14 protein-coding genes and 2 tRNA genes are annotated in these 13,084 nt (G+C 44.9%); 7 read left to right on the forward strand and 9 right to left on the reverse strand.

All coding sequences use genetic code 11. The annotated features are described in order from the left end of the window. The first annotated feature begins 118 nt into the window (after nucleotides 1-118). The 5 genes from LX24_RS05475 to LX24_RS05495 all read left to right on the forward strand — a co-directional run bounded on the left by LX24_RS05475 (nucleotide 119) and on the right by LX24_RS05495 (nucleotide 3,094). On the forward strand, nucleotides 119-550 hold the full coding sequence (locus LX24_RS05475; RefSeq protein WP_243131629.1) for a spore coat associated protein CotJA: 432 nt from the start codon (nucleotides 119-121) through the stop codon (nucleotides 548-550). Nucleotides 551-588: 38 nt separating this feature from the next. Next, nucleotides 589-852: a spore coat protein CotJB gene (locus tag LX24_RS05480; RefSeq protein ID WP_166511141.1), complete on the forward strand. Its 264-nt coding sequence runs from the start codon at nucleotides 589-591 to the stop codon at nucleotides 850-852. Nucleotides 853-873: 21 nt separating this feature from the next. Beyond that, nucleotides 874-1,446, forward strand: coding sequence for a manganese catalase family protein (locus LX24_RS05485; RefSeq protein WP_166511142.1), 573 nt, complete (start codon nucleotides 874-876; stop codon nucleotides 1,444-1,446). Nucleotides 1,447-1,815: 369 nt separating this feature from the next. Continuing rightward, nucleotides 1,816-2,241, forward strand: coding sequence for an EamA family transporter (locus LX24_RS05490; protein WP_166511143.1), 426 nt, complete (start codon nucleotides 1,816-1,818; stop codon nucleotides 2,239-2,241). A gap of 250 nt (nucleotides 2,242-2,491) precedes the next feature. Next, nucleotides 2,492-3,094 (forward strand): class I SAM-dependent methyltransferase, encoded by a 603-nt coding sequence (locus LX24_RS05495; protein ID WP_166511279.1) that lies wholly within the window; start codon nucleotides 2,492-2,494, stop codon nucleotides 3,092-3,094. 230 nt (nucleotides 3,095-3,324) lie between these two features. On the opposite strand, the gene LX24_RS05500 is transcribed toward LX24_RS05495, so the two are convergent. The 4 genes from LX24_RS05500 to LX24_RS05515 form a co-directional block, all read right to left on the reverse strand. Beyond that, nucleotides 3,325-3,399: transfer RNA gene (locus tag LX24_RS05500), tRNA-Gly, on the reverse strand. 23 nt (nucleotides 3,400-3,422) lie between these two features. Next, nucleotides 3,423-3,499: transfer RNA gene (locus tag LX24_RS05505), tRNA-Asp, on the reverse strand. Between the two features lie 257 nt (nucleotides 3,500-3,756). Then, nucleotides 3,757-6,018 (reverse strand): heavy metal translocating P-type ATPase, encoded by a 2,262-nt coding sequence (locus tag LX24_RS05510; protein WP_166511144.1) that lies wholly within the window; start codon nucleotides 6,016-6,018, stop codon nucleotides 3,757-3,759. A 68-nt stretch (nucleotides 6,019-6,086) separates the two neighbouring features. Then, nucleotides 6,087-6,449, reverse strand: coding sequence for an ArsR/SmtB family transcription factor (locus LX24_RS05515; protein ID WP_166511145.1), 363 nt, complete (start codon nucleotides 6,447-6,449; stop codon nucleotides 6,087-6,089). Between the two features lie 285 nt (nucleotides 6,450-6,734). Between LX24_RS05515 and ybaK the strand changes: the two genes are divergently transcribed. Then, nucleotides 6,735-7,217: a Cys-tRNA(Pro) deacylase gene (gene ybaK, locus LX24_RS05520; protein ID WP_166511146.1), complete on the forward strand. Its 483-nt coding sequence runs from the start codon at nucleotides 6,735-6,737 to the stop codon at nucleotides 7,215-7,217. 3 nt (nucleotides 7,218-7,220) lie between these two features. On the opposite strand, the gene LX24_RS05525 is transcribed toward ybaK, so the two are convergent. The 5 genes from LX24_RS05525 to LX24_RS05545 all read right to left on the reverse strand — a co-directional run bounded on the left by LX24_RS05525 (nucleotide 7,221) and on the right by LX24_RS05545 (nucleotide 11,807). After that, nucleotides 7,221-8,759, reverse strand: a complete 1,539-nt coding sequence (locus LX24_RS05525) for a HAMP domain-containing sensor histidine kinase (RefSeq protein ID WP_166511147.1) — start codon at nucleotides 8,757-8,759, stop codon at nucleotides 7,221-7,223. Nucleotides 8,760-8,765: 6 nt separating this feature from the next. Next, entirely contained in the window at nucleotides 8,766-9,443 is a 678-nt protein-coding gene (locus tag LX24_RS05530) for a response regulator transcription factor (RefSeq protein ID WP_207706537.1), read from the reverse strand. 21 nt (nucleotides 9,444-9,464) lie between these two features. Then, on the reverse strand, nucleotides 9,465-10,613 hold the full coding sequence (locus LX24_RS05535; protein ID WP_166511149.1) for a trypsin-like peptidase domain-containing protein: 1,149 nt from the start codon (nucleotides 10,611-10,613) through the stop codon (nucleotides 9,465-9,467). Nucleotides 10,614-10,852: 239 nt separating this feature from the next. Further along, on the reverse strand, nucleotides 10,853-11,356 hold the full coding sequence (locus LX24_RS05540; RefSeq protein WP_166511150.1) for a rubrerythrin family protein: 504 nt from the start codon (nucleotides 11,354-11,356) through the stop codon (nucleotides 10,853-10,855). A gap of 31 nt (nucleotides 11,357-11,387) precedes the next feature. Then, entirely contained in the window at nucleotides 11,388-11,807 is a 420-nt protein-coding gene (locus tag LX24_RS05545; protein WP_166511151.1) for a Fur family transcriptional regulator, read from the reverse strand. A gap of 456 nt (nucleotides 11,808-12,263) precedes the next feature. Here LX24_RS05545 and LX24_RS05550 point away from each other — a divergent pair, with 456 nt between their 5' ends. Next, the gene (locus LX24_RS05550; protein ID WP_166511152.1) at nucleotides 12,264-13,049 is read left to right on the forward strand and encodes an enoyl-CoA hydratase; all 786 of its coding nucleotides are present in this window, start codon (nucleotides 12,264-12,266) and stop codon (nucleotides 13,047-13,049) included. The last annotated feature ends 35 nt before the right edge of the window (nucleotides 13,050-13,084 follow it).

Raw genomic sequence — 13,084 nt, forward strand, 5'->3', positions numbered from 1 at the left:
TTAATAATTTAAGTTAGTTAACTGTTTTAAATATTAGTATGTAACACATATGGCGGCTCCGGCATAATTTGGTTTTAAAGTACATTGCTTCCGAAAAAGTTACTTGGAGGTATACGCGTTGAAAAACAGAGAAGAAAAAAAACCGGATCAAGTAAAAACCGGGGCTAAAGAAAAAATCGATGCGGTAACATCAACTGGATTGGGCCCGAGCCCCGGGGGGCCTGGCGCTGCTGTCCCGCATGAACCGCTGCAGTCTGTTGACCCGATGTATGCACCCTTTGACCCTGTTCAGACCGGTGGCTTACCGCCTTATTCCGGCCAACCGGGCTTTAGTTCAGGTTATCATCCAGGTTATCCTCCTCACCCCGGTTACCCGGGTCACCCTGGTTGTCCTGATTGCCCGGGTAAGCCCGGTGCCCCAAGTTGCCCGGACATGGAACTGGCCAGGGCTTACTTTTGCATTCAAAGGTGGGGGAAAGTTAACACCCCTGCCCGGGCATTGGAAACGGGCACATTGTTTCCTGAATTATATAGACCCTATCCCCGCTAATAGAATTTAAAACATTTAAGTGGTGGAGGTGAATTATTATGGAGCAACGCAATCAGGTGAAGATGCTGTTGCAAATACAACAATTATCATTTGTAGCTACCGAACTGAATCTGTTTTTAGATACTCATCCCGATGACCAACAGGCGCTGGCCATGTTTAATCAAGTGCATAAAGATTTATTGCAAGCCGTACGTAACTATGAGCAAGTCTACGGTCCCTTGCTTAGCTTTGGGTATTCTCCGAACGTGCAAAATTACTGGAAATGGGTGGATAGCCCGTGGCCCTGGGAAATTAAGTATTAAATATAGAAAGGATATGTGAATATGTGGGTGTATGAAAAGAAATTACAAATACCCGTCCGGGTGAGTGCCCCTGATCCCCGGATGGCTAAATATATCATAACTCAATATGGCGGGCCGGAAGGGGAACTTTCCGCTTCCCTGCGCTACCTGAACATGCGCTACACCATGCCCACCGCCATGGCCAAGGGGGTACTTACCGACATAGGCACTGAAGAGCTGGCACATATGGAGATAGTTGCCACGCTGGTATATAAGCTCATTGAAGGTGCTCCCATCGAAGCCATAAAAGCTGCTGATTTAGGCAGTCATTACGCGGATCACGGGCGTGCTCTATACTGGGAAAATGCCGCCGGGGTCCCCTGGGTGGCTGCATATGTTTCCGCTACCGGTGACCCGGTGGCAGATTTGCATGAAAACCTGGCCGCCGAACAAAAGGCCAGGGCCGTGTATGAAAACCTGCTTCATTTAACCGACGACCCGCAGGTAAAAGACGTACTGCGCTGGTTGCGGGAGCGGGAAGTTGTACACTTCCAGCGTTTTGGCGAAACATTGATGCACGTTGAGGATTATATGAAGAAAAAGAAGGTTTTTTAACAAAGCAGTGGTTCGGTTCTCCTGCTTTTTCATACTTGATAAACTTTAGCGTACAGGGGTTGGTAGAGGAACCAGCCCCTAATTCTTTTTAAAACTTGCGCCTATTCTCCGTAATCAAACCCTCTATCACCTGCTCCTAATACTGCAACCGTAATATTTGTTACTTTCATAATAAGTCCTCTTCCATAGCGATTATTATATTTTTGATTTTAATCCAGTGATATTGGTCAGTCCGTTTTTATATGAATGTTCTGTCAGTAATTGGCTCTAATTTATTACTATATTTAAATTATAGAATAAATAGTCAAATATAATATATAGTGTTAAAATATATATAATTCAATGGATACTAATTCGAGGTAGCGAATCATGTTTATGTATGTCTTTTCAATTGTGCTTATAGTAACCTCAAATGTTATTTATAATGTATGTCAAAAATCCACGCCGGCAAATGCCAATCCGTTTTCAGCGTTGTTTGTTACATACTTGACTGCAACTTTTTTTACCATCTTATTGTTTATATTTAACAAAACTGATAAGTCATTTTATGAATCCTTTTCCAACTTAAACTGGACAAGTATTGCCCTTGGCGTTTCGATAGTTGGTCTGGAATTTGGATATTTAATGGCGTATAGAGCAGGTTGGCAAATAAGCCTGGGTTCGTTAGTTGCAAATATAGCTCTTGCCCTGGCCCTTATTCCAATAGGGGTATTTTTTTATAAAGAGGGCTTTGATATTAACAAAATCATAGGAGCTGCATTTTGTGTTATTGGACTAATACTTATTAATAAGTAGGGCTGTAGATTTGTTACCAAAAGTTGGATTGGTTTTTCGGGATACTAAAAGAAAATGGATATCGAAAGCATAGTTTTGTCGGCACAAAAATGTTAAATTTTATTATTTTGATTGAGCTAAGTGCGTTGTATTAAACTTGAATTAATATATAATATTGGTTAAAGGCGGTAATAAAGCTTTTAGGTCAATTATATAAAGATGCTGAATAGTCAAGATTGGGAATTATATTGGCAGGAGGTAAAATAAAATGATGATAGAGGAGCGTTACAAGAAAAGATATAAGGTTGGCGATACTCCTTGGGATATAGGCAAACCTGATTTTAACCTGATACAAACTGTAACTACGGCGGCCATAGGGCCTTGTAAAGCACTGGATATTGGTTGCGGAACTGGCTATAACTCTATATGGCTGGCCCAAAACAACTTTGATGTAGTAGGTGTTGACACTTCAGATATTGCAATACAGGTGGCCACAAAGGAAGCATCAAAAGCTAATGTTAAATGTACATTTATTGAAATTGACTTTTTTACTAACAGAATTGAAGGGATGCCATTTGGTTTTGCTTTCGATCGGGGCTGTTTCCATTCATTTCAATCCGATGAAGAAAGGAAGAAATTTGCGGAAAATGTAGCTAACCATTTAGACAAAGATGGACTGTGGTTAAGTCTTATAGGTAATGCTGATGAACGTCGTAATGTCCCTGGTCCACCACAGCGCACTGCCAGAGATATTGTTAATGCAGTAGAGCCGTATTTTGAAATACTGTCTCTTGTTTCCGGTCAATTTGGATCGAATCACCCAAAACCGCCCAGGGCCTGGGTTTGCTTAATGAGAAAAAGGTTTATTGCATAGATCCGACCGGCAACGGTTGTTGCCGGTTGGGTATAACACGTGTTTTCAAATTTGCAGATTTGTTTACTAAAAATAAATGTTGCCGTGACACAAAATACCCCCCCACGTATACTCAAATACACGTGGGGGGTATATGGTACTAGCTGATATTAGTTGCCTGGGTTTCAATTAGGGTGCCCTAATAAAAATACAATAAATAAGGTGTCCTGAACAAATTATAAAAAATAAAATGGAGCGGAAGACGGGATTCGAACCCGCGACCCTCGCCTTGGCAAGGCGATGCTCTACCACTGAGCTACTTCCGCATGTTAACTATTTATTAATTTATTGGCGGAGCTGACGGGAATCGAACCCGCGATCTTCGGCGTGACAGGCCGACATGTTAGACCGCTACACCACAGCTCCGCAATCGTTATTTAAGATACACCGCATCAGCGACAATTGACATTATACCTGCTTGTCTGTAATTTGTCAAGATTTCTTGAAAAAATTTTAACAAACAATTGGTATATTTATTAATATTGAAATTAGTATATAATTTGTAGGTGAGGTGGCATTCCAATAGTATTTCCTTAATATTACAAGTTTTGAGAAAGGATTGAAAAACCTGCTGCCCCAATGTATTTAAAGGGGAACAGGTTTTCCTAGTTTATACTGTTTTTTTACACCGCCATCTTATCTTCTCGCACTCGCATCAGACGCATGCCATTGGCAATTACGAGCATGGCTGCGCCGGTATCGGCGAAAACCGCCATCCACAGGTTGGTAAAACCCAAGAATGTGCCCGCTATAAACAATGCTTTCACCATCAGGGCAAAGGTGATATTCTGCTTAATTATCCCCAGGGTCCGGCGACCCAGTTTGATGGTGTAAGACAGATTGCTTAGATCATCTGCCATAAGGGCGATATCCGCCGTTTCCAGCGCAGTGTCGGTGCCCACACCACCCATGGCAATGCCAATATCGGCAGCGGCCAGTGCCGGGGTGTCGTTAACCCCGTCTCCCACCATAGCCACCCTGCCGTAACGAGACTGAAGTTCCTTGATGGTGGATAGTTTCTCCTGGGGCAGCAATTCCGCCTTGTACTCTAATCCACCCAGGTATTCAGCAATGGCGCTGGCGGTAGCAGTATTATCTCCGGTAAGCATGACCAGTTTTTTAATTCCGGTTGAACGTAAACCCTGCAGCGCAATCATGCTATCAGGGCGGACCCGGTCGGCAACAGCAATAATACCTATCAGTTGATCGGCAGTGCCCACCAGCATGGCTGTTTTACCCTGTCTTTGCAATGTGGCCAGTCGTTCCTGCACACCGGTTAAATCGGTTCCCAAAGACATGAATAATCTCGTATTACCAATATAATATTTTGTTCCATTAATCAAGGCTATGGCCCCCTGACCGGGAATAGATTGAAACTGTTCGCTTTGGTAGGCCTTTATTCTCTCTCTTTTAGCATAGCCAAGAATGGCTCGTGCTACGGGATGTTGGGAACGGTGTTCCACTGCTACGGCTATACCCAGCAAAAACTGTTTCTGATGGCCTGGCAATGCGATTACATCGGTAACCTCGGGGCAGCCCTTGGTAAGGGTACCTGTTTTATCAAAGGCCACGGCCTTTAAACCCCCCGCTCCTTCCAGATAAGCACCACCCTTAATTAGTACTCCCCGCCGTGCAGCGCTGCCGATGGCCGATATAATGGCCACCGGGGTGGATATTACCAGAGCGCAGGGGCAAGCGATCACAAGCATAATCAGTGCCCTTTCCAGCCACGGCAAGAAAGGCTGCCCCAGGAAAAGGGTGGGAATGGTAGCAATGGCCACCGCTGTAGCGATTACGGAAGGTGTGTAATATTTGGCGAATATATCCACAAATTGTTGAGAAGGGGCGCGTTGGGCCTGGGCTTCCTCCACCAGGTCGATTATCTTAGCCAGGGTAGTATCCTGTATCTTTTTGGTAACCTGTATTTCCAGTGTTCCCTCTTGATTAATGGTACCGGCATAAACATCCGCTCCGGGGGCCTTTTCCACAGGTAGCGATTCTCCGGTAATGGGAGCCTGGTTAACCTGGGAATTGCCCTTGATAACAGTCCCATCCATCGCAATGCGTTCCCCGGGCTTGACAATAATAATATCGCCCACAGCGATTTGTTCCACGGACAGCATGATTTCTCTTCCGTTACGCAAAACAAGCGCCTCCCGGGGAGAAAGTTTCATCAAATCACGTATGGATGACCGTGTTTTAGCCATGCTGTACGCCTGCAAAGTATTACCCAGGGAAAAGAGGAATACCACTGTAGCACCCTCAAACCACTCTCCTATAGCAACTGCCCCTATAACAGCCACACTCATCAGCACGTTCATGTCCATGCTTAACGCTTTGATAGAGTAAAAGGCGTTTTTAATTACAAAGTATCCGCCCGACAACATTGCTGCCAACAGTAACCCCGCGATCAGGCGGTCCGCCAGGTTAAATAGCGAGGCCGCCATTCCCCCGGCTAAAAACAAGCCGGATAACAATGTCAATAATAGTTTGGGATCATACCGGAGTTGTTGGTTAGTGGCCATTACTGCGTCATCAACAACGGGCTCCGCTGTGTAACCTGCCTCCTTGATGGCACGTATTATTTTCGGCACACTGGCGGTGTGGCGCACGTTTATTTTGGAAGCACCAAAATTAATCTCGGCCTCCTCTACCCCTGGCAAACCGGCAACTCTTTTTTCCAGTTTAGCGGCACAGTCGGCACAGTCCAAACCATAAAGAACAAAGACAGTCTTTTGTACATCATTTATATTTGACTTTGGATCATGTTTTGGCATATCATCCGGCTTGATCACTTTCATTGCTTGCTGCAATCCTTCCGGTGTCAGTTCTTCCATGATAGAGTCTTTTATACAACTGCAATTATGTCCGGGACATTGTGTCATATCTTAAACCTCCAGTTGCGTTAAAGGTATTTTATGTCATCTTGGCTGCATTTATTGGTATTGTGCTTTTACGCCGGGTAGTGATTGTGGTGTTTTAGCGCTACGTCGATAATAGTTTTCACGCATGAATCAGTTAAGTAATAAAACATCATTTTGCCCTGTTTTCTGCTCCTGGCCAGACCCATATTTTTGAGCAGCCGTAAGTGGTGGGAAGCAGCAGCTACACTGGAATCAATTATCTGGGCGATATCACAAACGCATAGTTCTTCCCGGGCTAAAGCATAGACTATTTTTATCCTGGTTTCATCAGCCAGCGCTTTAAATATTTGACTTAGCCCCTCAATGTTTGAAACTTCCTGCTTCATGCGGTGCACTTTTTCCTCGTCGTAACAAAATATGTCGCAAACCTGGTTTTGTTCTCCTTTGCCCATAATGTTTATCACCTCTGAAAATATAACTCATTAAAATAATTGTTTTAATATTATAATAAAGTAGCCGGTTGGGTTTGTAAAGGCAAAAATACAGCTACCGCTTGCCCAATTTAATAGAAAGAAGCACATTGTCAAATATATAGTATACTAAGGATAAGAATTATTTAACAACGCCAAACCCTAAACCTGGCTAGCCGGTCAAGATTGTTATAAAGACTTGCCCTTAATATGGTTTGAACCGAGGTTGACAAAGATATTAAGAAGAAAATAAGGAAGGATTATAAGATGGCTAAAAATAAAGTTTCCATGACACCCGCTATGCGCTTACTGCTTAAGGAAAAGGTAGAGTTCGAGGATTTCACTTATGCCTATGAAGACAAGGGCGGGACAGCCGTTTCTTCCCGAGAGTTAGGTGTTGATGAACATTACATAATTAAAACACTGGTTATGGAAGATGAGCATAAAAAACCACTGATTGTTTTAATGCACGGAGACCGGCAGGTTTCCACAAAAAAACTGGCCCGGCTGATTGGTGTTAAAAGTATATCACCCTGCTCGCCTGAAACAGCCAACAAACACACGGGGTACCTGGTAGGAGGGACTTCCCCGTTTGCCACTCGCCGGGCCATGCCTGTGTATATGGAACAAACCATTGCGGAACTGTCCAGGATTTATATCAACGGAGGGAAACGTGGTTATGTGGTTAGCCTTGATCCCCGGGAAGTAATGCGCATTTTAAAGCCAACCCTTGTGCAAGTAGGTATATAGGCTTTAATCACCAGGATGGGAAGACCGTTCATCCTTTTCGCCAAAATAAAGGGGCAGCAGCACAGTAAAAACACTACCTCCTTCCGGTCTGTTGGCGGCACTGATATGACCACCGTGCCAGTCAACGATCCAGCGGGCAATGGATAATCCCAACCCGGAACCTTCCTGTCCCCGGGTGCTTTCCCCGCGGAAAAAACGGTCGAAAATGCGGTTCTCTTCACCCGGTGCAAGGCCCGGTCCCTGGTCTGTAACAGCTATCTCCACCCAACCTTGTTGGATGTTGGAGGTAGCGAACTGTTCCGGGTGCCGCCGGGTGTGGTCGGAGTACCCGGACTTGATCCCGCTACCTAGTACTACCGGACCCTGCGGCAGTAAATTAACCGTTAGCCCCACTGTACTGCCGGGAGGCGAATATTTGAAGGCATTATCAAGTAAAATAAACATTAATTGACTGAAGTGGTCGCGGTTTGCCAATAGCCATGCTCCGGACGGGTATTGTTCTTCAAATACAAACTCTCTGTCACCGGCCAAAAAACGGGCTTTCCTAACCACTCCCTGCAGCAGTTCCATCAGACCGGCCGGTTCTTTTTCCGGCATAAAACCTGCATCGGCCCGGGCCAGTATCAACAGATCTTCCACCAGCCGGCTCAAGCGGCGGGCTTCATCGGTAATATCATTTAATGCTTCCGATACCAGGACCGGATCGGCATCCTGCATCTTGAGCAGCAGCTCGGCATTGCCACGGATAGTGGTCAGCGGAGTGCGCAGTTCGTGAGAGGCGTCCGAGACAAACCGGCGCTGCAGATCATAACTTTGTTGCAGGCGGTGGTACATGCTTTCCAATCGTTCAAACATGGCGTTCAGTGTCGCCACTAGACGACCCAGTTCGTCCGCCGGGCCGGCGTACTCGATGCGCCTGCCCAAGTCACTGTTACTCTCTATGGAAGCGGCAATGCCAGTAATTTTATCCAGTGGCCTTAAGGCTGTTCGAGCCAACAACCACCCCAGTAGTGCAGCCAGCAATATTGATGCCGTACCAACCAGAGCAATAAAAAAGCGCAACTGGTTCAGCAGTGCGTGTACTGTGGAAAGCGCTCTTCCAACCTGCAACAGTCCCACTAACTGCCCATCAATTACCAGCGGCACATTATACACTCGTATTTGCTGACCACCGGCCTGTACTGTTTCATAAAAACCCTCTCCCTGCAATGCGTTTTGCAGCGTATATTCACCCAGGGGCAGGTATTGTCCCCCCAGATTACCGGAGCGGGATACCACTCGCCCCCGGGTATCCACTATTTGCAGATAGGTATCAGGCGCTGCAAAAACATCTACATCGGGCAGCACCACTTCACGCAGTGAAAAGGGATTACCGGTAACTCTAATTGATTTGACAAGGGAAGCAGCTTTGGCGAAAATGCTCTCATCCACTTCTTTATATAAAGTATGTGAAGTGGCTAAAAGTAGTACCGTGGTTAATATGAAAAGGGCCAGCCCGAGAACCCCGGTATACAGTAGAGTGAGCTTGGTACGCAAATGCATCTGTAATCACTGCTCCCTTAAAGTATAACCCACACCCCGCACGGTATGAAGCAACTTGGGTGCTTGCGGTTGCTCCAGTTTTTGACGCAGGTTACCAATATAGACCTCCAACACATTGGATTCGCCGGAAAAATCATATCCCCAGATCTGTTCCATGATCTGGTCCCGTGTTAGTACCTGGCGGGGATGTTGCATAAAAAGTTTAAGTAGCTCAAACTCCCTGGTGGTCAGGGAAATCACCGTGTCACCCCGCCGGGCTTCCCTTTTCTCCAAATCCAAAGTTAAATCGGCAAAGCTAAGCACAAGCTCATTACCATGGCCTAGCCGGCGTACCCTGCGAAACAATGCCCGGACCCGGGCCAGCAACTCTTCCAATGCAAAGGGTTTCACCAGGTAATCATCGGCACCCACGTCCAACCCCCTCACACGGTCCGCCACTTCGTCCCGGGCGGTAAGCATTAAAATTGGCACATCGCTTTGCATCCGCAGTTTTCTGCATACCTCCCAGCCATCCAACCTGGGCATCATAATGTCCAGTATAACCAGGTCGGGTTTATATTGCTCGGCTTTATGCAGTCCTTCCTCGCCGTTATATGCAATAAATGTTTCATGTCCTTCAAAGGTAAGTACCCTTTGCATCATGCTGGTAATTTTTTTGTCATCATCTATAACCAGTATTTTCAAAACACCCACTCCTGTGCCATTTTACTTTTCCGCCAGGGTAACGGTAATGTTATGCCGGGAACCGTTTCTTTCCACAAGCAAAGTAACTTTATCTCCCACTTTGCATTTTTCAATAAATTTGGTTATGTCAGCAGCGTCAGTAATTTTTTGCTGGTTTATAGCTAAAACAACATCACCTTGTTTAAGTCCAGCTTTATCAGCCGGGGATCCGGCCACCACCCCGGACAGCAAGGCGCCCTGGGTGCTTTGCAATCCTAACCGTTCCGCCAGTTCAGCGTTTAAAGTCTGGATATACACCCCCATCCAGGGGCGGGAAACCTTACCATTTTCAATTAATGTGTTCAGCACTGATTTTACTGTATTGGCCGGGATGGCAAAACCAATCCCCTGGGCACTGGCGTTTACCGCAGTGTTAATGCCTATTACCTTTCCTTCCAGATTTAAAAGTGGCCCTCCGCTGTTGCCCGGGTTGATGGAGGCGTCGGTTTGCAGCAGATTTTTGTACTGCCTGCCCTCTACCTGCACTGGCCTGCCTTTGGCGCTGATGACACCTGCGGTAACGGTGTGATCTAGCCCGTATGGATTACCGATGGCGATAACCCATTCGCCTACCCGGGTATTGTCATCGTTACCCAGTTCCAAATAAGGAAGTTTACTATTCGCATTTATTTTGAGCACTGCCAAATCAAGTTGGGCATCTTCACCGACCAATTTCGCTGTTAGCGGTTTATCCCGACCGGAGAGATAAACGTTAATTTCAGTAGCCCCGCTGACCACATGCTCATTGGTTAGTATATAACCATCGTTACTGATAATAAAACCTGAGCCCATTCCCTGGCGAACATCCGGTTCCATTCTGTAAGGCCCTGGTGTGCCAAAAAATTCACGGAAGAAAGGATCGTTAAAAAAAGGATCAATCCTGGTATTGCTTTTTCTTACGGTTTCAATTTTTACTACCGCCGGGCTGGTTTTAGCCACTGTGTTTGCTATTATGTTTGTGCCCACCGGTGCCGCGGTGTTTATAGAATTTGTCGTGCCCGTAGCGGCCAGTGCAGAATTAAAACTATCCCTGGGTAAAGAAAAAAATAATCCTCCCAGCAGGGCAACCTCTAACACCAGAGCTGACAGAATGCCGATAACAGTAATCCGCAAAGATTTTTCTTTGATCATGATTTTCGCCCCCTCAAGTTGTTTTTGCTATTTTAATAATGACAGCCCTATATTAAATACACCTGAAGGGAAGATTAAAAATTTTTAATTTAAACATAGTTGCTACTTTATAAAAGCACCATAGCCATTGGACAATATCCTTTTCTATTGTATCAGTGAACCTTTATTTTATCTACAAAAAACAAAAACTGCCGGCGTTGGTATACCAGCAGTTTTGGTTTACTTATACAATTTATAACTTAATATGCTTTAAAGGATTTGGCCGGAGCATTACAGATGGGGCACCGCTCGGGTGGGTGATCTTCAGCAACATAGCCACATACCGGGCAGAGATGGAACGAGGCGGCTTGCATGTCTCCCTTTTCCTCCAATTCCTTAATAGCCTTTTGATAAAGTTGGGCATGCGCCTTTTCGGCCTCATTGGCTAAATGAAAGATTTTGGCGGCTGCAGTTTGCTCCTCTTGTTTAGCTGTTTCAATAAAATCGGGGTACATATTGCTATATTCATAGGTCTCACCTTCAATAGCCGCTTTTAGGTTATCCGATGTGGAACCGACTTTACCGGCTGTTTCCAGTTGCTTCAAAGCATGGATGGTTTCCGCCTCAGCTATGGCCCGAAATAGCCTGGCAATTTTTTCTTTGCCTTCTTTTTCCGCTTTTTGGGCAAAGGCTAGATACTTGCGGTTAGCCTGGGATTCCCCGGCAAAGGCCGCCATTAAATTATCCTGGGTTTTTGTAGACATTGGTATCCTCCTTATTTATTTTTATTACGTCTTACAATTCATTGTCATCGTTTTTGTTACTGCCGCATTGATCACATTCCCCGTAAAGATGTAAAGAAAAACTGTTAATCTTAAACGTGGCCACCTGTTTTGGAACAGGTAAATCCTCCATTGCCAGGGGTAGGTCATAGACCTTTTGGCACCGTTGGCAAAGAAAGTGGCAGTGTGGACGTGGATTGGGATCAAAGCGGCGCCGTTGCGGATCAATATTTATTTCCTGGATTTCGCCTGCCCTGGCCAATGCCTCCAGGGTATTATATACTGTTGCCGGAGATAGTGATGGATATTCCGGCTTTAGCTCTTTATATATTTCCTCTGCTGAAGGGTGACTGGTATTACCGTCCAGTAACTGCATAATTGCCATGCGCTGTGGTGTGGCCCTGAGACCAAGTTTCTTTAGTTTATTAATCATGGTTATCCCTCAATCATTAAAAGTTATTTGAACATTCAAGCTCTTCAATAAAAGGGTGCCGGTTCCGCTTAAGTATTCAGCATGCAGTGCTTTATTATACATATTATTTTATAATAAATTTAATATAATCTTTATTGTTTGTCAATAATTTAGCTATAAATTATTCTTATATTAGCAACACGCTAGTAAAAATTAAATCGTATTCGTTGCCACTGACAGAATAGATTACCAGTGCACCTAACAAAATTGTTCAATATAAAATAGCGCGGTGAAAGTGACTCAAAATTATTAATTAAAATTTAAAATATTCAAAAAAATTAAATTTAGATAGCAGGATTTTACCCCCCGGTGTTTAATCAAATATTAAAAAGTTCACAGGAGGTGAATAACTGCTTTGCCGGCATTGCCTGTTTGTCAGGCAATATTAGATAATGTTCGGCAGAACAGTCAAATATTATGCCATATCAGTATCTCCTTTTTGAGCAAAAGGGTAAAATAGGTTATATAAGTCTCAATCGTCCTGAAAAGCGTAACGCTCTCTCCAAAGGGTTATTGGAGGAGCTTACTGATTTGTTAACTGATATAGGGAACGAAAAAGCGGTGGATAAAAGAGTTAACGCAGTCATCGTCAAGGGCATTGGCAAAATTTTTTCTGCCGGGCATGATTTAAAGGAAGTTTACGAAAGCGATCCCCAGGAATTGTTGCAGCTTTTTCAAACTTGCTACAAAACCATGCAAGCCATTCGGGATATGCCTCAACCGGTAATTGCCCAGGTGCACGGCATAGCTACCGCTGCCGGGTGCCAGTTGGTTGCCGCGTGTGACCTGGCTGTAGCTTCCGAAGATGCCTTATTTGGCACGCCGGGGGTTAAAATTGGTCTTTTTTGCAGTACCCCGGCTGTTTTTTTAAGTAGGAATATTGGTCGCAAGAAAGCTATGGAAATGCTTTTAACGGGCGATTTAATGCCGGCCCGGGACGCTTTGATTTACGGGTTGGTGAATAAAGTGGTGCCACCAGGTGAGTTGGAAAGCGCCACTGAACAAATGGCGGCCACCATTGCCGGTTATAGCGCTTCTGCAGTGGCCGTTGGTAAAAAAGCCTTTTACCGGCAAATTAACATGGAGGACTTTGAAGCATTAAATTACGCCAGCGAAGTGATTACGTTAAACAGTACCACGAAGGACGCTCGGGAGGGCATTGGCGCTTTTATTGAAAAAAGACAACCTAAATGGGTGGATTAAGATAAATTGAATTGATTGATTAGCATTAAAAAAGC

The organism is Desulfallas thermosapovorans DSM 6562, assembly GCF_008124625.1.
In the GTDB taxonomy this organism is placed as follows: Bacteria; Bacillota; Desulfotomaculia; order Desulfotomaculales; family Desulfallaceae; genus Sporotomaculum; species Sporotomaculum thermosapovorans.

Bases quoted from the DNA above. Each gene is read 5' to 3' on its own strand.
- LX24_RS05485 (WP_166511142.1), top strand. From the start codon at position 874: ATGTGGGTGTATGAAAAGAAATTACAAATACCCGTCCGGGTGAGTGCC.
- LX24_RS05535 (WP_166511149.1), bottom strand. From the start codon at position 10,613: ATGATCAAAGAAAAATCTTTGCGGATTACTGTTATCGGCATTCTGTCA.
- LX24_RS05550 (WP_166511152.1), top strand. From the start codon at position 12,264: ATGCCATATCAGTATCTCCTTTTTGAGCAAAAGGGTAAAATAGGTTAT.
- LX24_RS05480 (WP_166511141.1), top strand. From the start codon at position 589: ATGGAGCAACGCAATCAGGTGAAGATGCTGTTGCAAATACAACAATTA.
- LX24_RS05490 (WP_166511143.1), top strand. From the start codon at position 1,816: ATGTTTATGTATGTCTTTTCAATTGTGCTTATAGTAACCTCAAATGTT.
- LX24_RS05495 (WP_166511279.1), top strand. From the start codon at position 2,492: ATGATAGAGGAGCGTTACAAGAAAAGATATAAGGTTGGCGATACTCCT.
- LX24_RS05545 (WP_166511151.1), bottom strand. From the start codon at position 11,807: ATGATTAATAAACTAAAGAAACTTGGTCTCAGGGCCACACCACAGCGC.
- LX24_RS05525 (WP_166511147.1), bottom strand. From the start codon at position 8,759: ATGCATTTGCGTACCAAGCTCACTCTACTGTATACCGGGGTTCTCGGG.
- LX24_RS05515 (WP_166511145.1), bottom strand. From the start codon at position 6,449: ATGGGCAAAGGAGAACAAAACCAGGTTTGCGACATATTTTGTTACGAC.
- LX24_RS05510 (WP_166511144.1), bottom strand. From the start codon at position 6,018: ATGACACAATGTCCCGGACATAATTGCAGTTGTATAAAAGACTCTATC.
- ybaK (WP_166511146.1), top strand. From the start codon at position 6,735: ATGGCTAAAAATAAAGTTTCCATGACACCCGCTATGCGCTTACTGCTT.
- LX24_RS05540 (WP_166511150.1), bottom strand. From the start codon at position 11,356: ATGTCTACAAAAACCCAGGATAATTTAATGGCGGCCTTTGCCGGGGAA.